The organism is Flavobacterium succinicans LMG 10402 (genome assembly GCF_000611675.1).
GTDB lineage: Bacteria > Bacteroidota > Bacteroidia > Flavobacteriales > Flavobacteriaceae > Flavobacterium > Flavobacterium succinicans.
This window is the reverse complement of the sequence record NZ_JATV01000010.1, coordinates 168,121-189,023: the sequence shown is the minus strand read 5'-3', so window position 1 is coordinate 189,023 and position 20,903 is coordinate 168,121. Positions and strand designations below refer to the sequence as shown.

Annotated in this window: 18 protein-coding genes and 3 tRNA genes; 10 read left to right on the top strand and 11 right to left on the bottom strand. The window is 33.0% G+C overall.

Annotated elements, in window-relative coordinates; genetic code table 11:
• The first annotated feature begins 581 nt into the window (after positions 1-581).
• Positions 582-1,646 (top strand): tetratricopeptide repeat protein, encoded by a 1,065-nt coding sequence (locus AO58_RS0111620; protein WP_024981868.1) that lies wholly within the window; start codon positions 582-584, stop codon positions 1,644-1,646.
• A 48-nt stretch (positions 1,647-1,694) separates the two neighbouring features.
• On the opposite strand, the gene AO58_RS0111615 is transcribed toward AO58_RS0111620, so the two are convergent.
• Together AO58_RS0111615 and AO58_RS0111610 are read right to left on the bottom strand one after the other, a co-directional pair.
• A complete protein-coding gene (locus AO58_RS0111615; protein WP_024981867.1) occupies positions 1,695-2,456 on the bottom strand; it encodes a C40 family peptidase in 762 nt (253 codons plus the stop codon).
• Between the two features lie 36 nt (positions 2,457-2,492).
• Positions 2,493-3,671, bottom strand: a complete 1,179-nt coding sequence (locus AO58_RS0111610; RefSeq protein WP_024981866.1) for an acetyl-CoA C-acyltransferase — start codon at positions 3,669-3,671, stop codon at positions 2,493-2,495.
• Positions 3,672-3,913: 242 nt separating this feature from the next.
• Here AO58_RS0111610 and AO58_RS0111605 point away from each other — a divergent pair.
• The 4 genes from AO58_RS0111605 (at position 3,914) to AO58_RS0111590 (ending at position 4,915) form a co-directional block, all read left to right on the top strand.
• Positions 3,914-3,997, top strand: a tRNA-Ser gene (locus tag AO58_RS0111605).
• A gap of 14 nt (positions 3,998-4,011) precedes the next feature.
• Positions 4,012-4,086: transfer RNA gene (locus AO58_RS0111600), tRNA-Pro, on the top strand.
• A 6-nt stretch (positions 4,087-4,092) separates the two neighbouring features.
• Positions 4,093-4,166 (top strand) — tRNA-Arg (locus AO58_RS0111595).
• An 89-nt stretch (positions 4,167-4,255) separates the two neighbouring features.
• On the top strand, positions 4,256-4,915 hold the full coding sequence (locus tag AO58_RS0111590; RefSeq protein WP_024981865.1) for a M15 family metallopeptidase: 660 nt from the start codon (positions 4,256-4,258) through the stop codon (positions 4,913-4,915).
• On the opposite strand, the gene AO58_RS0111585 is transcribed toward AO58_RS0111590, so the two are convergent.
• From AO58_RS0111585 to tsaD, 8 genes are all read right to left on the bottom strand, one after another.
• Positions 4,912-5,481 (bottom strand): hypothetical protein, encoded by a 570-nt coding sequence (locus tag AO58_RS0111585; protein WP_024981864.1) that lies wholly within the window; start codon positions 5,479-5,481, stop codon positions 4,912-4,914. The two genes, AO58_RS0111590 and AO58_RS0111585, sit on opposite strands and share 4 nt — an antisense overlap.
• A gap of 6 nt (positions 5,482-5,487) precedes the next feature.
• Complete coding sequence (locus AO58_RS0111580; RefSeq protein WP_024981863.1) at positions 5,488-6,660, bottom strand: THUMP-like domain-containing protein; 1,173 nt, start codon at positions 6,658-6,660, stop codon at positions 5,488-5,490.
• Positions 6,661-6,662: 2 nt separating this feature from the next.
• Positions 6,663-7,754 (bottom strand): AI-2E family transporter, encoded by a 1,092-nt coding sequence (locus tag AO58_RS0111575; RefSeq protein ID WP_024981862.1) that lies wholly within the window; start codon positions 7,752-7,754, stop codon positions 6,663-6,665.
• Positions 7,755-7,834: 80 nt separating this feature from the next.
• The gene (locus AO58_RS0111570; protein WP_024981861.1) at positions 7,835-8,791 is read right to left on the bottom strand and encodes a zinc metalloprotease; all 957 of its coding nucleotides are present in this window, start codon (positions 8,789-8,791) and stop codon (positions 7,835-7,837) included.
• Positions 8,792-8,912: 121 nt separating this feature from the next.
• Positions 8,913-9,431 (bottom strand): TrmH family RNA methyltransferase, encoded by a 519-nt coding sequence (locus AO58_RS0111565; protein ID WP_024981860.1) that lies wholly within the window; start codon positions 9,429-9,431, stop codon positions 8,913-8,915.
• Positions 9,432-9,442: 11 nt separating this feature from the next.
• Positions 9,443-10,084 (bottom strand): DUF4159 domain-containing protein, encoded by a 642-nt coding sequence (locus AO58_RS0111560; RefSeq protein ID WP_024981859.1) that lies wholly within the window; start codon positions 10,082-10,084, stop codon positions 9,443-9,445.
• Positions 10,085-10,114: 30 nt separating this feature from the next.
• A complete protein-coding gene (locus AO58_RS0111555; RefSeq protein WP_024981858.1) occupies positions 10,115-10,819 on the bottom strand; it encodes a 16S rRNA (uracil(1498)-N(3))-methyltransferase in 705 nt (234 codons plus the stop codon).
• Between the two features lies 1 nt (position 10,820).
• Positions 10,821-11,843, bottom strand: coding sequence for a tRNA (adenosine(37)-N6)-threonylcarbamoyltransferase complex transferase subunit TsaD (tsaD, locus tag AO58_RS0111550; protein ID WP_024981857.1), 1,023 nt, complete (start codon positions 11,841-11,843; stop codon positions 10,821-10,823).
• Positions 11,844-12,074: 231 nt separating this feature from the next.
• Here tsaD and AO58_RS0111545 point away from each other — a divergent pair, with 231 nt between their 5' ends.
• From AO58_RS0111545 to AO58_RS0111525, 5 genes are all read left to right on the top strand, one after another.
• Positions 12,075-16,529: a translocation/assembly module TamB domain-containing protein gene (locus tag AO58_RS0111545; protein ID WP_035717715.1), complete on the top strand. Its 4,455-nt coding sequence runs from the start codon at positions 12,075-12,077 to the stop codon at positions 16,527-16,529.
• 602 nt (positions 16,530-17,131) lie between these two features.
• A complete protein-coding gene (gene pfkA / locus AO58_RS0111540; RefSeq protein WP_024981855.1) occupies positions 17,132-18,118 on the top strand; it encodes a 6-phosphofructokinase in 987 nt (328 codons plus the stop codon).
• A gap of 47 nt (positions 18,119-18,165) precedes the next feature.
• A complete protein-coding gene (gene gap, locus AO58_RS0111535; RefSeq protein WP_024981854.1) occupies positions 18,166-19,170 on the top strand; it encodes a type I glyceraldehyde-3-phosphate dehydrogenase in 1,005 nt (334 codons plus the stop codon).
• Between the two features lie 123 nt (positions 19,171-19,293).
• Complete coding sequence (locus AO58_RS0111530) at positions 19,294-20,145, top strand: N-acetylglucosamine kinase (protein WP_024981853.1); 852 nt, start codon at positions 19,294-19,296, stop codon at positions 20,143-20,145.
• Between the two features lie 2 nt (positions 20,146-20,147).
• Complete coding sequence (locus AO58_RS0111525) at positions 20,148-20,522, top strand: methylglyoxal synthase (protein WP_024981852.1); 375 nt, start codon at positions 20,148-20,150, stop codon at positions 20,520-20,522.
• Here the strand turns inward: AO58_RS0111525 and AO58_RS0111520 are convergent.
• A complete protein-coding gene (locus AO58_RS0111520; RefSeq protein WP_024981851.1) occupies positions 20,503-20,883 on the bottom strand; it encodes a Rid family detoxifying hydrolase in 381 nt (126 codons plus the stop codon). The two genes, AO58_RS0111525 and AO58_RS0111520, sit on opposite strands and share 20 nt — an antisense overlap.
• Between the last annotated feature and the right edge of the window lie 20 nt (positions 20,884-20,903).

Genomic DNA, 20,903 nt, shown 5'->3' with positions numbered 1-20,903 from the left:
CATCTAAAATGAACTTAGATAAATCGAAATGTAGCCACAATAAAATCTCAAATAAAATTAATCAAAAAGAGAAAACGCTTATAAAAGGAAGGTAAAATTCCAATTATAAGCGTTTTTTTATTGTCTAAAAACAATGCCTATCAAATTCGACGAGGTTTTTCAGTGGCCTCTTTTTAACTGCTCTTTTTTTTATGGATTTTTTTAAATAATATTTTTTGGGATATTTTGTTAAACAAAATATCCCAAAAAGCATTTTAGTAAGTTATTCTTTTTTGGATATGTTTTGTTTGGGTATATGTTTTTTTTTGTACGCTTTAATTACTGAGAAAAGTATTTATTTTAATAAATTATTTTTAATCTATTTTTTGTGGTTATTATGTAATTATGGCTGTAATAAAAAGGTGGTTTGTGTTAAAATAGTAGTAAAAACATAATTACTCTTAATATTGGGTTTTCTAGTGTTAATTTTATCAAAAAAATATTCTATTTTGCAATAAATATTAGTTTAAATTTCTTGGCCAATATTAAATTTTAAAACGCTGTGTAACAAACTAATCCAATTATTGTTAACCTACTCTATTATGAAAAAAATATATTTTTGTACACTTTTGGTGTTCGGTTTAAGCCTGTCGGGTTTTGCTCAAAAAGAGAAAATCGCTGATGCGCAAATTGAATTGACTAAAGGTAATGTAGAAGTCTCATTGCAAATCTTAAACAGTATTGAGTATCTTATAATCAATGCTAAAGAAGAGGATAAGTCAGATTTTTATTTTTTAAAAGCAAAGTCTTATATTGCTTTAGCTAACAAAAAGATTGATGCACCGAAAAATATGGCTTTAGCGGTAGCTTGCTACAAAGAGATTTTAGTATTTGAAATTGATTCAAATAAATTTAAGTATGCAGTACAAGCACGTCAAGGAATTATTGATTTAAAGAATGAATTAGAGATAAGTGCTGCTACGGATAATAATGCTCGAAATTTTAGTGAATCGGCAAATAAAATGGTTTATCTCTACGAGATGGATAATAAAGATACTGTTCAATTGTATAATGCCGCTTCTAACTATTTCAATGCTAAACAATATGATTTAGCTCTAAAAAATTATGAATTACTGAAATCGTTAAAGTACACCGGAAATGCACTTGAATATTATGCTGTCAATAAAAACACAAATCAAGAGGAGCTTTTTAGTTCTTTAAGAAAGAGAGATCTGTCAGTAAAGGAGGGATCACATATAGAGCCTCGTAATACGAAGGCAAGTTCTAAAAAAGTCGAAATTTTAAAGAAAATAGCCTTTTTATATGCTGAAAAAGGAGATTTAACCAATGCTGAAATTAATTATAAGACACTTGTTGATTTAAACCCAAACGATGTTGATAACTATATCGATCTAGCTTCTATTGTGTTAGATCGTAAAAAAGATATTTCAAGTAAAATGTCGATGCTTGGTACTTCAGTTGAAGATGCAAAACAATATGACGTTTTGAAAAATCAAAAAGATGATTTGGTTAAATCGGCGGTCGTTTATTTAGAAAAAGCTTTAAAGTTGGATCCAAGTAATTCGGATGTTTCTAAATTATTAATGAATTTGTATCGCGCTTTGGATATGATGGATAAGTATGAGGCTTTAAAAACTAAAAGCTAATGGGTAAAGAGTAAAAAAAAGTCGTTCATTTTGAACGACTTTTTTTTGCTATATAATTTTTTTAATAACTCTAAGTTGGTGGGTGTGTTTTTGGGTTTCTATGTTGTAGATGCCTAAGTGGTCTAAGCGATCAATTCTGATTTTACCCGAGGCATGGATGATATAATTATCAGCCATAATAATACCAACATGAATGATGTTACCTTCTTCGTTATCAAAAAAAGCCAAATCACCAGGTTCGCTTTCTTCAATAAAACTTAAAGATTCTCCTTGGTTGGCTTGTTGAGAGGCGTCTCTTAGTAGCTTATAGCCATTAATTTTATAAACCATTTGTGTAAAACCGGAACAATCAATTCCGAATGGTGTTTTTCCTCCCCATAAATAGGGAGCATTTAAATACATAAAGGCAGTTTTGAGTAAACATTCTTTCGGTTTTATACCGCTGATTTTAGTTCCTTCGAAACTTAATTTCTTGATATTTATTTCGTTGTAATTTAAAAACGATAAACTTGCTCCTAAGGGAATTGGTATCATTAAATTATTGGAACCTGTAACATATTCAATTAAGTCTGCATTCAAAATACAATTTGCTGTTGAGAGTTGGTTGTATTCCGTAGCACTTATTGATTGATACTGTTTACTATCTACCCAGCCCTCGTATTGATCAAATTCTGTTCTGATTTTTGACCATTGATTATGTTGATCTATGATTTCAAAATGTTCTCCAAAAAGAACTTGAGATACGATTTCACTTTTGTCGCTTGGCTCTAATCTTTGTGGGATTATCGCTAAATTACAGATTCCAAACATTTGATGTTATTTTAGTATTCAAATAGAAATAGTTGTTTAGGCCTTTTCAATAACAATAGCTGAAGCTCCACCGCCGCCATTACAAATTGCAGCAGCGCCATAGGTACCATTATTTTGCTCTAACACATTAATTAAGGTCACTATGATACGTGCGCCTGAGCAACCTAGAGGATGTCCCAAAGATACAGCGCCTCCATTTATATTAAGTTTGTCATCGTTTAGACCTAAAATTTTAGCATTAGCTAGTCCAACGACAGAGAAAGCTTCGTTAAATTCAAAGAAATCAACTTCCTCTAATTTCACTTCTGCTTTTGCTAATGCTTTGGGTAATGCTTTAGCAGGACTTGTTGTAAACCACTTTGGTTCTTGAGCGGCATCAGCATAACCGCGTATGTAAGCCAAAGGTTTTAGACCTAGTGCTGTTGCTTTTTCTTCGCTCATCAATACAAGTGCTGCGGCACCATCGTTAATAGTCGATGCGTTAGCTGCGGTAACTGAGCCTTCTTTAGTGAAAACTGGATTAAGGGCTGGAATTTTATCAAGGCTTACGTTAGTGTACTCTTCGTCTTTAGTGACTAAAATAGGCTCTCCTTTACGCTGTGGAACAGGAACAGGAACCACTTCGTTGTCGAATTTTCCTCCATCCCATGCTGCTTTTGATTTTTGATAAGAAGCGATAGCGAAAGCGTCTTGTTCTTCTCTTGTGATTTGATATTCTTTGGCGCAAAGATCTGCACTTACTCCCATGGCGGTATTGTCATAAGCGTCTGTTAGGCCATCTTTTTGCATGCCGTCGACCATAGTGTTAGGTCCAAATTTAGTACCGGAGCGAAGATTCATATAGTGTGGAATTAAACTCATGTTTTCCATACCTCCAGCAATTACAATTTCAGCATCTCCGCACTGAATAGCTTGTGCAGCCAGCATCACTGCTTTCATTCCTGAAGCACATACTTTGTTAATTGTGGTACAAGCTACTTCTTGTGAAAGTCCTGCATATAACGCTGCTTGACGAGCAGGGGCTTGGCCAACTCCAGCTTGAATTACATTTCCCATGTATACTTCATCGACTAGGTTTGCGTTTAAATTGATTTTATTCAACGCTCCTTGTATAGCTATCGCACCTAATTTTGGGGCTGAAATGCTTGATAGTGCTCCCATGAAACTTCCTATTGGTGTTCTAGCAGCTGAGACAATGACTACTTTCTTATTCATAATATAATAATAGTTTGGTTTTAATAGCAAATTTAATCTTTTTTAGTGTTTTTTTTATTTTCTTTTAAATAATTACTATTAGACTTCATGTTTTGATTTTATTTTCTTTTCTATATGTTTGATTGTTAACTCCTTTAGAAAAACATTCAAAAATAATTTAAAAAAAGTAAGGAAATAGTTGTGAGAAACGTAAAGATGTCTTAAATTTGCAACCGCAAAACGAAACAAGTTTATTTGTTTTAGGAGAGGTGCCAGAGCGGTAATGGAGCAGATTGCTAATCTGTCGACGGGTAACCGTCGCCAGGGTTCGAGTCCCTGTCTCTCCGCAAATATTTGCACTCGGGGTGTAGCGTAGCCCGGTTATCGCGCCTGCTTTGGGAGCAGGAGGTCGCAGGTTCGAATCCTGCCACCCCGACAACATGGACGCATAGCTCAGCTGGATAGAGCACCTGCCTTCTAAGCAGGCGGTCGAAGGTTCGAATCCTTCTGCGTTCACTGAAAACGATACTAGAAATAGTATCGTTTTTTTGTTTATACTAGTTCTGGATGATTGAAATTTATATATTTATAAAATATTTCCAGCTATGCTTTTTAGACATTTACTTCCTTCTCTTTTTTTTGTATGCTTAGTTTCTAGGTCACCACTTTTGTATGGACAGTCAGCTTCAGATCGACTTGTTACTGACGCAACCATTACTGATACTACATTTGTGGATTTGAGTGATTACAGCGATGCATTTATTTATGATATGAAATATGCGACAGAGGATAATTTTCTAAAATCTAAAGTGTATGATTGTGCAGCTTGTTTGTTACGCTTAAAAACTGTAAAAGCCTTGGTAAATGCTAATGAAAATTTTATAAAAAAAGGCTATAGAATTAAAATTTTTGATTGCTATCGTCCTTTGGATATTCAAAAAAAAATGTGGACTATTGTTCCTAATCCTAAATACGTAGCCAATCCAGCTAAAGGTTCCATACATAATAGAGGAGGAGCAGTTGATATAACATTGGTGACTTTAGATGGTCAAGAGGTTGAGATGGGGACTTCTTTTGATTTTTTTGGACAAGAAGCAGCGCACGGCTATCCTTTTTTAGACAAAAAAATTATGGACAACCGTAAGCTCTTAAAAAAAATTATGAAAAAAAATGGATTTGTGCCTTTTGATTCAGAATGGTGGCATTATAGTTTATCTAATGCTAGCAAAGACGCAGTTGCTAATACAAAATGGAAGTGCAACTAATTTTCTATACACGAAAGATTTTTAATGAAATAAGTTTCCGGAAAATAGACTTTGTTGTCTAACTCAGAAGTGAATTCTTTCTTAACTGCATAATCCTCTAAATCCGTTAAGTATTTTATTCTCATGAGTGAAATCGGTGAATTTTTTAGCTTGTCAAAACTGTCTTTTACAAAGTAAAATTCGCCAGATGTAACTCTATTATCAAAACCTTTGTCATCTCTTAATAAAGTCCCGCAATTTTCTTGATCTTTATGGATCAGAGAAATAATACTTCCATCATTTAATTGAAGAAATAATTTTGAGTTTTTATCGAAGCAGTTGGCTTTTAGAAAGCCTTTGCTTTTTTGAATCAATTGTATGTTTAAAGTTGGAATTCCATCCGTTAGAGCTAGTGAAAAGAAAATGTAACTAGAAGTGCCGGCAAAGTTTTTTTCGCTAATCATGTATTCTTTTGTGACTTTATAGCTTCCTATTGAATCTACGACATTGGTACTATATTCACATTGTTTTTGTGCAAATAAAGAAAAACTAGAAAGGATAAGGATGGTAAGAAATAAGTGCTTCATGTTGTTTTAAATTTTGTCGCAAATTAAGACTATTTTATTATTATTCATATCGGTTGTAAAAAAACAATAGGATGCTCCACCTTCCTTTATTTTCCATTTTTTTCTAATGTTTTCTACACTTTCTGGGAAATTTCTTGTGGTGACATTGGCTTTTTGATTGGTGAGCTCTTTTTTTAAGGATAACTTATTGTAATGCAGAGTTTTGATGATTTTAAAACTGCGTCCTGGAAAATCAATTAGTGTAGAGTTAGTGTATAAATGAGAATTTGGATGTAATTTGTTTATTTTAAATATAGCACTAATGGCATCAAAACCACCGGATTTCATGATTGCACTATTGGGTTCATACAAATAGCTTTCGGGTGCGCCATAACTTGCAATGCTTGTTGTTGTGGGTACCTCAAAAACTTCTGTTTTGTTTTTAGTAATATTAACTGTCTTTAATGTTGTTGGTCCAACATAATCTTTATGTAATTCCCATAACAACTCTTTTACTTCATTGTTTAGGGCGACAATATGAATGTTTTTAACATGTTTTAATTCAGCTAAACCGGCTGTTATGTCAAGTAATGGAGCAGTTTTAATTAAAATCGATTTTGATTTTGTAAAGTAAAAATCTAAATTACTTGGAACATTCGGAAGACAATCTTTTAGCATAAAGACTTTGCCTTTCTGATCGTTTCTTCGAGAGGGATCAATGTAAATCCAGTCCCAAATGGTAGTGGATTGAAGTAGAAATTCCTGACTATCTCCCGAGATACATTCAATGTTTGTAGCGTGTAATTGTTTGAAATTGTGTGCGGTGAGTTTAGAAAGAGCAGAGTTTATTTCACAATGGACTACTTTTTGAAATCTCTTTGAAAAATAATAATCGTCAACACCTAAACCGCCTGTTAAATCAATCAAGTTGGTGCCAGAGATTAACTTTGATTTGTATAAAGCAGTGCTTTCTGAAGAGGTTTGTTCAATAGAAATCTTAGGTGGATATAGTATGTTTTCGGTGCTAAACCAGCTAGGTAATTTGTCTTTTGCTTTCGATTTACTCTCTATTTGACTCAAAATTTCAATCCAATCTACTGTTGTAAAAGGATTTTTTTGTAACGCTAACTGCGTAATGTTAAGATGTAAATTTTCGTTTATGAAGTGTTGAATTTCGCTATTTAATACATTTAAATTCAAGGCTAAATATCTTTGGTTAACAATTGAATGACTTTGTTTTCTGGAAAAAATACTTTTCCGATTACTTTTAGGATGGTGTACAAAGGTACGGCAATTACCATTCCTAAAATTCCAAATAAAAACCCTGCAATTAAGATGACTAAGAAAATTTCCAGCGGATGGGAACTTACACTTTTAGAGAAAATTATGGGTTGCGAAAGATTATTGTCGATGATTTGTACAATCCAAAATCCAATTAAAACATAGATAGTTGCCGGAATAATTTCGGTTTGAAAATTACCGCCTAGGTGGCTAATCATAGTTAAAAGGGCAGCCAAAACGGAGGCTATTAGTGGGCCGATGTAGGGAATTATATTTAGCACAGCACACAAGAAAGCAATAATTATGGCATTAGGAATTCCAAAAATCAATAATACTATCAAGTACAAGACAAAAACGATTGATAATTGAACAAGTAGTCCAATAAAATAGCGGGAGAGTAAATGGTTGATTTTATGTAACGAATCTAAAATTTGCTCCTCATGACTATCCGGTATAAGTTTTTTAGCGCCTATGATAAAATAAACACGATCTTTAAGAAAGAAAAAAGTGATGAACAGTACAGAGGCCAATCCCATACCAAAACTACTAATTGTACCTAAAAGAGTATTTAGAAAATTAGGAATAACACTAAAGTTTACTTTGGAAGAGAAATTTTTGAAGTCAAATATTTTTTTCAAATTGATATGATGACTTTCTAAAAATTGATTGAGTTGTTGAAATAGTGCTATGGCATTTTTTTCGATTTCAGCAGTATTTAGTAAGGAAAGATTTTGACCTTGCGCTGCAATTAGCGGAACGAAAAGAATTATAAGTCCAAAAATAATAGCCACAAAAATACCTATTGTGAACAAAGTAGCTAAAGTATGTGAAAATTTCAATCGTTTCTTGAAAAAATCTAAAAACGGATTACCGATTAAGGTTAGTATCAAGGATACTATCAGATATATTAACACAGATTGAATTTGATATAATAAGTAAATTCCAACCACTGTGGCTAAAATAATTACAATTGCTCTTAAAATACCGTTTGCAATCAATTTGGAGGTCATCATATTTTAATTGTTTGGGGTAAAAATATAAAAAAAACTCGCTTTAAGTAGCGAGTTTTAAGATAAATAAGTTGAAGTTGTTTTTAGATTCCAAACCCAGCTCTTGCACCACCGCTAATAAATAGAGCGGACATTCTAGATTTTTGACCATTGGTAAACATATACATTCCTCTATCATCAGTATAATCCATATAGTTCATTGTCATTTCAACCGGTGTGCCAGTACATGTGCTTAAATGTGGATAAGTAGGTACGCCATAATTAGGAGCATTATGTGTAGGGGTGTCAGCAACTAAATCACTTCCGCAAGTTGCATCACCCCAAATATGTCTTAAATTCATCCAATGTCCTACTTCATGACTGGCCGTTCTTCCTAGGTTATAGGGATAACTTGCCCCTGAGTTACTTGTAACTCCAATATATTTTGAATCGATTACCACTCCATCTGTAGCAGCTGCTCCACCAGGAAATTGAGCATAACCTAAAATACCTCCGCCAATGGTACAAGCCCATAAGTTTAAAGTATTAGATGGAGAAGTTGGTGCTATACCACCTTGATTTGTTTTTTTCATGGCATCTCTGGTTCCCCAAGATGTTTTTGTGGTTGATTTACGATTGATTTTGACAAGTTCAAATCTAATGTCAACATTGGCAGCTACACCAGCAAATAGAGCTGGAGTACTTGAGAAATCAGTGTTTGTGGCGGTGAAATCTTTATTTAAAACATCAATTTGAGATTGAATTAATGCGTCTGATATATTTTCAGCTGCTGTACGATACAATACATTTACAACAACAGGAATTACGACCTTTCCGTTAACTAATTTTCCGGTAAGTCTTGCATTTTGAGTAAATTCTTCAATTTGGTTTACGCGGAGCGCTAAACTGGGATCTGCAGCTAATTGTGCTTGAAAGACTTCATTGGTTGCACATCCTCTTTTAGTGACAGCTTGACTTTCTGCGCTTGTGTTAATTGTTTCTTCGTTCTGACATGAAAACAGCATGATCATGATACCAGCACTTGCTAAAATTTTTTTCATAAATTGGGATTTAAATTGTTATAAATAGTGTTAATTTGGTTAATAGTTTAACAATTTTATAACATAATATTCAAATAGCCAATTTTTTATTCTTAAAATTGATTTTTCAAAATGTTAAAAATCAAACATTTATATTGTTTTTTAAGTACTTTGTAATCTCGTAAAGCGCAATTCCAGTGGCTTGAACTACATTCATACTGCTATTTTTTCCAAACATTTCAATATGAGCAATTTGATGGGAATAATTCAAAAAATATTCAGAAATTCCTTCAATTTCATTTCCTATCAGCAAGGCGATTTTTTTATTTTGAGGTATGGTAATGGTTTCCAAAGGAATACTTGTAGTGGTGATTTCCAAGGCTATAATTTCAAAATCATTTTCAATTAAATAGGCAAGTACATCCTCTTTAGTATCATATAATTCATAAGGAACATGTAAATGTGTGCTTCTAGATGTTTTATTTATTTTTCTTGGATTCATTTGATTTCCAATTCCTAAAAAAATAATTTTTTCCACTCCAAACGCTTCGCTTATTCGAAAAATGGAACCAATATTTGGTTGAAAAACAAGAGAATCACAAACAAGTACGATTGGAAATTGTTGGTCTTGAAAAGGAACCGATTCATGTGCTAATTGCATGAAAAACAGTATTAATTATTAAAAATATAATGAATGATGTTCGCACCCATTTGTAAAGCTTTTTGTCGAATTTCGATTGGGTCGTTGTTTACCTCTGCATCTTCCCAACCATCACCTAAGTCAGTTTCATAGGTGTAGAGTAGTGCTAAACGATTGTGTATAAAAAACCCAAAGGCTTGTGGTCTTTTAGCATCATGTTCATGTATTTTGGGTAAACCGTTGGGGAAAGCATAGGGTTTTTGAAAAATGGGATGATTTGATGGTATCTCAATTAGTTCATGATTTGGAGCTATTTTTTTTATTTCTTTTCGAACAAATTGATCCATTCCGTAATTATCATCAATATGTAAGAAGCCACCACCTTCAAGGTATTGTTTTAAGTTTGCAGTATCAGAAGCATTAAAAAGGACATTGCCATGTCCAGTCATATGAATGTAAGGATAGGAAAAAAGGTCTGGATTACTAGGTTCAACGGTTGCTGGTTTAGCTTTGATTCGGGTGTTGATGTTGGCATTGCAGAAACGGATCAAATTGGGTAACGAAGTTGGGTTTGCGTACCAATCGCCACCACCATTGTATTTTAAAAGTGCAATTTCTTGTGCCTTACTACTAAAGAAGGTAAATAAAAGTAGGAGTATCAGACTTCTTTTCATTTGATGGATATTAAGGGCTGAAAAATTGAGCTATTCGTTAAAGAAAACAACACTATGGCAAGCCACAACTGCTGCGGTTTCAGTTCGGAGGCGAGTGTTGCCAAGTGTTACCGGAATATAATTATTGGCGATTGCTAAATCAATTTCTTTTTCGGAGAAATCACCTTCAGGGCCGATTAAAATTGTCGTTTTTTGGTTGGGCTGTAAAATGGACTTTAAGGATTTTTTTTCGGTTTCTTCACAATGAGCGATTAATAAAACACCTTCATATTGTTTTTTGAAAAAGTCTTTGTATGAAATGGCATCATTTATTTTAGGTAAATACAATTGATTGCATTGTTTCATGGCAGTCAAAATAATTTTTTCAAATCGTTCTTTGTTGATGATTTTTCGCTCGGATCGGTCACAAATAATAGGAGTTATTTCTTGAATACCAATTTCAGTTGCTTTTTCTAAAAACCATTCAAAGCGATCGTTCATTTTAGTGGGCGCTACCGCTATATGTACCGGGTGGGCAGAAGGAGATATTTTTTCGTAAGACAGAATAGTTACAGCACACTTACTGTCTGATGCCAAGGTTACGGCCGTTTTGAATAAATAACCTAAGCCATTGGTAACAAATAGTATGTCGCCGTCTTTTTTTCGTAATACCTTGACAATATGCTTGCTTTCTTCTTTGTCAAAAATAAAAGAAGTCGAAGTTTCGTTAATCGAAGGGTTGTAAAATAATTGCATATTAAAATAAGATTCTTGCTTTTGAAACCACTGAGGCTGATTCAAATTGTTGCGTTAAAAATTTTTGATATCCCACAATTCCAATCATAGCAGCATTGTCTGTAGTGTATTCGAATTTTGGAATAAATGTTTTCCATCCGTATTTTTTTTCTGCTTCTTTCAAAGTATTTCTAATTCCGGAATTGGCTGAAACGCCTCCACCTATTGCAATTTGTTTGATTCCTGTTTCTTTTACTGCCATTTTTAGTTTATCCATCAAAATTGCAATGATGGTATGTTGAATCGAAGCACAGATGTCATTTTTATTTAGTTCAATAAAGTCAGAATTTTCTTTTACATTTTTTTGAATAAAATATAAAATAGCAGTTTTTAACCCAGAGAAACTAAAATCTAAACCAGGTACCTTTGGTTTAGTAAATACATAAGCTTTTGGATTTCCTGTTTGAGCCAATTTATCTACTAAGGGGCCACCAGGATAAGGCAATCCAAGTATTTTGGCACTTTTATCAAAAGCTTCACCAACAGCATCATCAGTGGTTTCGCCAATTATAGTCATATCAAAAAAGCCATCTACCCTTACAATTTGGGTATGACCTCCACTTATGGTTAGTGCCAAAAAAGGAAATTCAGGCTTGTCATATCCTTCTTCGTCAATAAAGTGAGCAAGAATGTGCGCGTGCATGTGATTTACAGCAATTAAAGGAATTTGTAGTGCGGCAGCCAAAGACTTTGCAAACGAGCTACCCACCAACAACGAACCCATCAATCCTGGACCTTGAGTGAAGGCAATTGCTGAAAGTTGTTCTTTTGTTATTCCTGCTTTTTTAAGGGCTGCATCAATAACAGGAACGATGTTTTGCTGGTGTGCTCTAGAAGCAAGCTCAGGAACTACGCCGCCATATTGGTTGTGAATTAGTTGGTTAGCAACTACGTTAGATAGCACTTTATCGTTGAGTAAAACCGCAGCTGCCGTGTCATCGCAAGAGCTTTCTATCGCAAGGATATAGCTATTTTTATTTTCCATAAAAATGGGGACGAATTTTAAATTTAATTTGAAAAATGGTTGTAAAAATCTTTATTTTTACGGCTTGGTCAAAATTAGCTATTTTTTATGAAATGGCAGCCTAAGTCATTAGAATTATAGCCGTAATGAGTAATACGTTGCTTCTCTTTTGTGTGTTTTATATGTGTTACAACCGATTATTTAATTAGAACTACTATCAAAACAATTAAAAAAATACTATTTCGTGTCGTCATGGCATTCCTACTGCTACTTTTGTTGGTTGGGATTTCTTTGGCAATACCAGCTGTTCAAACAAGGTTAGCCAAAGCCCTAATGGAAGAAATTAATACTTCTTACGGGACTTCAATCGTGGTGGATCAAGTAGCAATTTCAATTTTTGGAGGGGTAAAACTTAAGAAGGTGTTGATTACTGATCACCATAAAGACACCTTAATATATGCCAATCGGATCAAGACGGATATTATTGGGATTAAAAAAATTGTAGATGGCGATTTGATTTTTAATGGAATTAAATTAGACGGCTTATTGTTTAATTTAAAGACCTATAAAAAAGAAAAGTTGACCAATCTTGATGTTTTTATTGAAGCGTTTGAAACTGGAAAACCTTCCACCAAACCTTTTTTAATGACCGCTAGAGAGGCATTTATTTCCAATGGACATTTTATTTTAACAGATGAAAATCGGGTTGTGCCCAAAGATGTCGATTTTACAAAATTGTATGCTCAGATCAGCGATTTTAAAATTCTAGGTCCTGAAGTACAAACCAACATCAATCATCTTTCTTTTAAAGATCATCGTGGTATTTTTGTGAAAAAATTAAGTGGAAAATTTAATTACAACAAAAAACAAATCCGGATTCGAAACTTAGATCTTACTACCAAAGCATCTAAGTTGAAAGGAGAGGTAACATTGAACTATAAAATTGAAGACTTTGCCGATTTTAACAATAAAGTTAAGTTTGATATTAAACTAAAATCAGCTAAAATCGGATCCAATGATATTCGTTGTTTTTATAATGAATTAGGACGCAATCTCTATTTTACCGCTCGTTCTAGAGTACAAGGCACTTTAAATAATTTATGGCTTTCAGATCTTTTGTTGTTCGATAATCAGGGTTCTAAGATTGTTGGTACTTTGAATTTTCAAAATCTTTTTCCTTCAAAATCTCAAGCTTTTTTTATGAAGGGAAATTTTAAATCTCTGTCTACAAGCTATGAAAACTTGGTGCGTATTTTACCCAATGTTTTAGGTAAAAGCCTGCCAGAAGTTTTAATGAAAATGGGAGAGGTAAATTTGGTAGGAACGACAGAATTAACTACAGAAAACATTATAGCCAATTTCAAAATGAATTCGGCACTTGGAGCTGTGGCCTCAGACTTAGTGATTTTGAATATGAATCAATCAGATAAAGCAAAGTATAAAGGAACGATTGATTTAGTAGATTTTAATTTAGGCAGTCTTTTGGATCAAAAACAGCTAGGGAAAACCAGCGCGAATTTGGGTGTTGATGGACTAGGTTTTACGGAGAAAAGTTTAAATACTAGCGTTAAAGGGGGTGTTTCATCCATTACTTTTAATAATTATACTTATACCAATTTAGTTCTTGATGGTAGATTTACCATGCCTTTATATAAGGGTAAAGTTACTATCAATGATCCTAATTTAGATATGAATTTTGAGGGATTGGTGGATTTGAGTGGAAAACAAAATAAGTATGATTTTGAAATCGCCATCGGTAAAGCTCATTTATATCAACTTCATTTTGACTCTGAAAAGATTTCTAATTTCAAAGGAGATATAAAAGTTGCATGTGTTGGTAATTCAATTGATAACATTTATGGCGATGTTTTCGTGAAAAATGTGCAGTATCAAAATACGAAAAATAGTTATTCTTTTGATGATATTCATGTTTCTTCTTTCTTTGATGATAAAAATAGTAGAACCGTTACTTTAGAATCCAATGACGTGGGTGAAGGACAAGTGGTTGGAAAATACAAATTTGCTCAATTAGGAGCTTTGGTTCAAAACTCATTGGGAAGTCTTTATGGTAATTATAAACCAATTAAAGTAGCCAAAGGACAATACTTAAAGTTTGATTTTTCTATTTATGATAAAATTGTTGAAGCACTTTATCCAGAAATCACAGTAGGTACAGATTCAAAAATTAAAGGGATTATTGATTCTGATCACAACTTGTTTAAAATGAATTTTGCGTCCAATAGTATCACCGCATCAGGTACAACTTTAGACAATGTGAGGCTTGTGGTGGACAACAAAAACCCTTTGTTTAATACTTTTGTTGAATTGGATAGCATAAAAACAAGTGTATATAAAATCAGTGATTTTAGCTTGATTAATGTAACAACTAAGGATTCTTTAAAAATTAGAAGCGAATTCAAAGGAGGTAATAAAGGAGAGGATGTTTACAATTTAAATCTTTTTCACACTATAGATAAAAATAAAAATAACGTAATTGGTTTTTCAAAATCTGATATAAAATTTAAAAACTTCTTTTGGAATATTAATGCCAATGAAACTCAAAGTAATCAGATCGTTTTTGATAAAACTTTACAAAATTTCGCCATCAATGATATTGTTTTAACACATGAGGATCAAGAAATTGATTTGAGTGGTTTGATTAAGGGTAAGAATTACAAAGATTTACATTTGAACTTTAAAAATGTTGATTTGAGAAAAATTACTCCTTATGATGAAAAATTCGAGTTTAATGGAAATATAAGCGGTCAAGTCAATTTTGAGCAAGAAGGCTTGGTGTATAAACCTACGGCGGCCGTGTTTGTAGATCGTTTAAAAGTGAACAATGTTTTTTTTGGTAATCTTTCACTGGATATTACTGGTGATCAATCTTTTAAAAAGTTTGAAATGCAATCGCATCTTGAAAATGATAATTTTGAATCCTTTAGTGCTGCAGGATACTTTGAAGTTGTGAACAATGAAACGGTGTTGGACTTTGATGTTAAGTTGGATAAATTTAATCTCTCATTTTTAACGCCAGTAGCAGGTGGAATTTTGAAGAACATCAGAGGTTTAGTTTCAGGTAATACCAAAATACAAGGAACGACCTCCAAGCCTGATATCAATGGCAGATTGTACCTTGAAGGGGCAGGGATAAATATTCCCTATCTAAATGTGGATTATGAATTAAATGATAAGACTGTTGTCGATCTTTCTAATGAGAAATTTTTATTTCGAAACAATGGAATTTTTGATACTAAGTTTAAAACGCAAGGAATTTTAAATGGAGTGGTAGAGCACAATCAATTTTCAGATTGGAAATTAGATTTAAAAATAGATTCGAAACGATTTTTGGCGCTTGACACCAAAGACAGTGATGATGCCGCTTATTTTGGAACTGCATTTATTGATGGCACTGCACTTGTAAAAGGGCCTACTGATGGGCTTTTTATTAAAGTTGTGGCTAAATCAGAAAAAGGAACTTCTGTTAAGATACCTATAAACAATGCCGAGAGTATTAGTGAAAATGGTTTTATACATTTTATCACAGCAAAAGAAAAAAACAACTCGAAGTTTGGTGTAATTGAAAAAATAAGAGATTATAACGGATTGGAACTTGAATTTGATTTTGATGTTAATCCAAATGCTGAAGTAGAAGTTATTTTAGATAGAAATACAGGTCATGGAATGAAAGGAAAAGGTTTTGGATCTTTGCTTTTCAAAATTAATACCTTAGGAAAGTTTAATATGTGGGGGGATTTTCAGGCTTACGAAGGAACGTATAATTTTAAATATGGAGGTTTAATAGATAAGAAGTTTGCCGTAAAAAAAGGAGGATCTATAATTTGGGAAGGTAACCCATTAAAAGCTCAATTGAACTTAGAAGCTGTTTATAAGACTTCTGCTAATCCATCAGTATTACTTGAAAATTCATCTTTAAATACCAAAGTACCCGTAGAAGTTGTCGTTGGAATTCGAGGTGATTTAGCTCGTCCAGAGCCTGATTTTAATATTTTATTTCCAACGGTAAGTTCTGTTTTGGGCTCTGAAATTCAATATAAATTAAATGATAAGGATACTAGATACACTCAAGCTCTTTATTTGCTGTCATCAGGTAGTTTCCTAAGTCCTGAAGGGATTAGTCAGTCTGATTTTTCTTCGAGTTTATTCGAAACGGCTTCGGGACTTTTGGGTGATATTATTCAATCAGACGATGATAAGTTAAAAATTGGTGTAAATGTAATTACAGCAGATCGAAGAGTGGGTCGAGAAACTGATGGTCGATTTGTAGCAACGGTATCTTCACAATTAAACGAAAGAATTACAATTAATGGAAAAGTAGGAGTTCCTTTTGGTGGTGTTAACGAATCAGCAATTGTGGGCGATGTGGAAATATTATATAGAGTAAATGATGCTGGAAATTTTAATCTTAGATTGTTTAATAAAGAAAATGACATCAATTATATAGGTCAAGGAATTGGATATACACAAGGAGTGGGTATTTCTTATGATGTTGATTTTGATAGTTTCAAAGAATTTGTGACGCTAATTTTTAAAAAACATAAATTGACTATCACTACAAAATCTTCTGAGATCATTAATGATTCAAGTTTGCCTCCAGATTATATCAATTTTAATAAATCAAAAAAGCAAGCACAAGAAAAGCCCAAAAACAATAATGAGGGCACTCTTCCCGAAGAAGAATATTAGGTGTTAGAATAGTATAGTTACAAAACCCGTTGCTACTGAGCCAACGGGTTTTTTTGTGCTATTTTTTTTGTAAAGATTTTCGTTTTCTAATTAGTGAAGAATTATTGTTGCTTGTGTGTTTATGTTTTTCCTTTAGTAAACACTGAATAATCGAAATGCAGGTGTGTTTTATTTTAACTTCACCTATTTTATTATTTTATCATCAATAAATTCCATTTTAATGCTTTATCACAAGTTATTAAAAAGTTAATTTGATGACAGTAGAAGTAGTATTGTTTGTTTTTCTTTATAAATTTATAGAGAAAGAATGCTATTTAAACCAAAATATACCCCTTTTAGCGACATATTATTTGTCTACATAATTTTTGAAATGTGCTTGATTTTTCTTTTATTTTTTTTTAATTGAACCACAATTGAAAATTATTGATTTGTCAAAAAATGAATAGTAAAATAAATTAAGTGCAAAATTAACTTGCATTTATTGTAAAAAAGGAGAACTTATCAACGAAAACGTTTGAATTTATATCAAAATATTAAAAATATAATAAGAAATTATTAAAAGTAACCAATGTTCATTAAATTTACATATAAATATATAGAAAATGTCAAAAACAATAAAAAAAATAGGAGTACTAACATCGGGAGGTGATTCCCCAGGGATGAATGCAGCGATTCGTTCAGTAGTTCGAACTTGTGCGTTTCATAACATTGGTTGTGTAGGTATTTATAGAGGGTACCAAGGTATGATTGAAGGTGACTTCAAAGAATTGGGTCCAAGAAGTGTGAATAACATTATAAACAAAGGAGGTACCTTTTTAAAATCAGCAAGATCACAAGAGTTTAGAACGCCTGAAGGACGTAAAAAAGCCTATGATAACTTGGTTAAAGAAGGAGTAGAGGCCTTAATAGTAATTGGAGGAGATGGATCATTTACTGGTGGATTGCTCTTCAATACAGAATTTGGATTTCCAGTAATTGGTATTCCAGGAACGATTGATAACGATATTTATGGTACTAGCCATACGCTAGGATATGATACCGCTTTAAATACTGTGGTGGATGTTATTGATAAAATTAGAGATACAGCGAGTTCTCATAACCGTTTGTTTTTAATTGAAGTTATGGGAAGAGATGCTGGTCATATTGCTTTAAATGCAGGAATTGGTGCTGGTGCAGAAGAAATATTAATTCCAGAAGAAGATCTTGGCTTGGAACGTTTGTTAGAGTCATTAAAAAAGAGTAAAACCACCGGTAAAACATCTAGTATTGTGGTAATCGCTGAAGGAGATAAAACAGGTAAAAATGTTTTTGAACTTAAAGATTATGTAGAATCGAATTTTCCAGAATATGACGTTCGCGTTTCAGTACTAGGACACATGCAACGTGGTGGAGCACCTTCTTGTTTTGATCGTGTATTAGCAAGTAGGCTTGGGGTTAAAGCTGTTGAATCCATTCTTGAAGGTAAATCCAATTTGATGGTAGGTTTGCTAAACAACAAAGTAGAATTGACTCCATTAGAGCAAGCTATAAAAGGACACACTGAAATTGATAGAGAATTGCTTCGCGTTTCAGATATCATGTCGATTTAATAAAAATATAAACTGTAGAAAAAAAAATTAATTTAAATTTAGTAAACATGTCAAAAGTAAAATTAGGAATAAACGGGTTTGGGCGAATTGGAAGAATTGTTTTTAGAGAGTCTTTCAATAGAGATAATGTTGAAGTTGTTGCAATCAATGACTTGTTAGATGTAGATCATTTGGCTTATTTGTTAAAATATGATTCAGTTCACGGTCGTTTTGACGGAACTGTTGAAGTAAAAGAAGGAAAATTATTTGTTAACGGTAGAAACATCCGTATTACTGCTGAAAGAAATCCTGCAGACTTAAAATGGAATGAAGTAGATGTTGATGTAGTTGCTGAATGTACTGGTATTTTTACAACTATCGAAACTGCAAACGAGCACATTAAAGGTGGAGCTAAAAAAGTAATCATTTCTGCACCATCTGCTGATGCACCAATGTTTGTAATGGGCGTAAACCATACAGAAGCTAAAGCTTCAGATGTAATTGTTTCTAATGCTTCTTGTACTACAAACTGTTTAGCTCCATTAGCTAAAGTAATCAATGATAATTTTGGAATTGTAGAAGCGTTAATGACTACAGTTCACGCTACAACGTCAACACAAATGACTGCTGATGGTCCTTCTAGAAAAGACTGGAGAGGTGGACGTGCAGCTGCTATCAATATCATCCCTTCTTCAACTGGAGCAGCTAAAGCTGTAGGGAAAGTAATTCCTGCTTTGAATGGAAAATTAACTGGTATGGCTTTCCGTGTACCAACTGCTGACGTTTCTGTTGTAGATTTAACTGTAAAAGTAGCTAAAGAAACTTCTTATGAAGAAATTATGGCAGCGTTGAAAACAGCTTCAGAAACAACTATGAAAGGTGTTCTTGGATTTACTGAAGATGCAGTAGTTTCTCAAGATTTTATTTCTGATAAAAGAACTTCTATCATTGATGCAGGTGCTGGAATTGGATTAAATTCAACTTTCTTCAAATTAGTTTCTTGGTATGATAATGAATATGGCTATTCAAGCAAATTGATTGATTTATCTGTTCATATTTCAGGTTTAAAATAAAAATTAAGAAAAAAAGCTTTCGGAAATCATCGATTCTCGAAAGTTTTTCTATTTTTACAAAACACACAAGTCCAAAAAAGCTTGTGTGTTTTGCTTCTAAACAAAACTTAAATACAAAATTATATGAAATTAATAGTTGACAGTGGTTCTACGAAAGCCGATTGGATCGCAATTGATGACAAAGGTAAAGTTCTTTTTACCACACAAACCTTGGGATTAAATCCTGAAATTTTAAACGAGAAAGAAATAGTAGATCGTTTGAACGATCGCTTTGATATATTGCAAAATAAAAATGCAGCAACACATTTATTCTTTTACGGTGCCGGTTGTGGTACAATAAGAATGATTCAATTATTGACTCAAGTTTTTCAAGAATATTTTCCAAATGCTATTGTTAGTGTTCAAGAAGATACTTATGCAGCTGTATATGCAACAACTCCTAAAGGGGAGGAAGCAATTGTAAGTATTTTGGGTACAGGTTCAAATTGCAGTTATTTTGATGGTAAAAAATTACATCAAAAAGTACAATCTCTTGGATATATTGTCATGGACGATTGTAGTGGAAATGTTTTTGGTAAAGAGTTAATTAGAAAATACTATTTTAACAAAATGCCTAAAGAACTTGCTGTAGAATTTGAAAAAGACTACAATGTAGATCCTGATTTTATTAAAAATAAATTATACAAAGAGCCTAATCCAAATGCTTATTTAGCTACGTTTGCAAAGTTTTTAATCAAACATAAAGAAAACGAATTTTGTAAAAAAATCATTTACAAAGGGATGAAATCATTTGTGAAAAATTATATTAAACAATATGATAATCACCAAGAAATTCCTGTCCATTTTGTAGGTTCTATCGCTTTTTACTTGAGAGAAGAATTGCAAGTGACTTTTGATAAATATGAATTAAAATTAGGGAACGTTTTACGTAGACCAATCGATGGATTAATCGCGTATCACGTGGCTAATAGTTAATTATGGAAATAGCTATAATTGCGCATGACGGCAAAAAAAAGGATTTAATTGATTTTTTAGTTAAAAACAAAGCTATTCTTGATTCCCAAAACATTAATTTGATTGCAACTGGAACAACAGGAGGGAAAGCAGAAGAAGTAGGATTTAAAGTTCGAAGAATGCTTTCTGGTCCCTTAGGTGGTGATGCACAAATTGCCGGTAGAGTGGGTGAAGGAAAAACCAATATGGTACTCTTTTTTAAAGATCCTTTGTCTAGTCACCCACACGAGGCAGATATTAATATGCTGATACGGGTTTGTGATGTTCATAATGTGCCACTTGCAACTAATGCAGCTACAGCACAATTATTACTCAATGCTATAGCACAGCAATCATAGATATTTCTACATTTACATTTTTTGGCAAACATGCCACTTGAACCGTTTCACGAGCTGGAGCGGTTTTTTCATTTAAGAATGATCCGTACACTTGGTTTATTGCTGCAAAATCATTCATATCCATGATAAAAATACTGGTTTTCACTACGTTTTCAAAGGTCATGTTTGCAGCTGCGAGTACGGCTTTTAAATTTAGCATTACTTGTTCTGTCTCTTTTTCGATAGAATCTGTAACGAGTTCGTCACTTGTAGGATCTAGTGCAATTTGTCCAGAAGTATAAAGGGTATTTCCTTTTAAAATGGCTTGACTGTATGGTCCAATCGGAGATGGAGCCTCTGTAGTAAAAATTACTTTTTTCATTCTATTTTATTTATTGTAAG

Excerpts from the sequence above, each read along its gene's own strand:
- AO58_RS0111620 (WP_024981868.1), top strand. The coding sequence starts at position 582 with ATGAAAAAAATATATTTTTGTACACTTTTGGTGTTCGGTTTAAGCCTG.
- AO58_RS0111615 (WP_024981867.1), bottom strand. The coding sequence starts at position 2,456 with ATGTTTGGAATCTGTAATTTAGCGATAATCCCACAAAGATTAGAGCCA.
- AO58_RS0111610 (WP_024981866.1), bottom strand. The coding sequence starts at position 3,671 with ATGAATAAGAAAGTAGTCATTGTCTCAGCTGCTAGAACACCAATAGGA.
- AO58_RS0111590 (WP_024981865.1), top strand. The coding sequence starts at position 4,256 with ATGCTTTTTAGACATTTACTTCCTTCTCTTTTTTTTGTATGCTTAGTT.
- AO58_RS0111585 (WP_024981864.1), bottom strand. The coding sequence starts at position 5,481 with ATGAAGCACTTATTTCTTACCATCCTTATCCTTTCTAGTTTTTCTTTA.
- AO58_RS0111575 (WP_024981862.1), bottom strand. The coding sequence starts at position 7,754 with ATGATGACCTCCAAATTGATTGCAAACGGTATTTTAAGAGCAATTGTA.
- AO58_RS0111570 (WP_024981861.1), bottom strand. The coding sequence starts at position 8,791 with ATGAAAAAAATTTTAGCAAGTGCTGGTATCATGATCATGCTGTTTTCA.
- AO58_RS0111565 (WP_024981860.1), bottom strand. The coding sequence starts at position 9,431 with ATGCAATTAGCACATGAATCGGTTCCTTTTCAAGACCAACAATTTCCA.
- AO58_RS0111560 (WP_024981859.1), bottom strand. The coding sequence starts at position 10,084 with ATGAAAAGAAGTCTGATACTCCTACTTTTATTTACCTTCTTTAGTAGT.
- AO58_RS0111555 (WP_024981858.1), bottom strand. The coding sequence starts at position 10,819 with ATGCAATTATTTTACAACCCTTCGATTAACGAAACTTCGACTTCTTTT.
- tsaD (WP_024981857.1), bottom strand. The coding sequence starts at position 11,843 with ATGGAAAATAAAAATAGCTATATCCTTGCGATAGAAAGCTCTTGCGAT.
- AO58_RS0111545 (WP_035717715.1), top strand. The coding sequence starts at position 12,075 with ATGGCATTCCTACTGCTACTTTTGTTGGTTGGGATTTCTTTGGCAATA.
- pfkA (WP_024981855.1), top strand. The coding sequence starts at position 17,132 with ATGTCAAAAACAATAAAAAAAATAGGAGTACTAACATCGGGAGGTGAT.
- gap (WP_024981854.1), top strand. The coding sequence starts at position 18,166 with ATGTCAAAAGTAAAATTAGGAATAAACGGGTTTGGGCGAATTGGAAGA.
- AO58_RS0111530 (WP_024981853.1), top strand. The coding sequence starts at position 19,294 with ATGAAATTAATAGTTGACAGTGGTTCTACGAAAGCCGATTGGATCGCA.
- AO58_RS0111525 (WP_024981852.1), top strand. The coding sequence starts at position 20,148 with ATGGAAATAGCTATAATTGCGCATGACGGCAAAAAAAAGGATTTAATT.
- AO58_RS0111520 (WP_024981851.1), bottom strand. The coding sequence starts at position 20,883 with ATGAAAAAAGTAATTTTTACTACAGAGGCTCCATCTCCGATTGGACCA.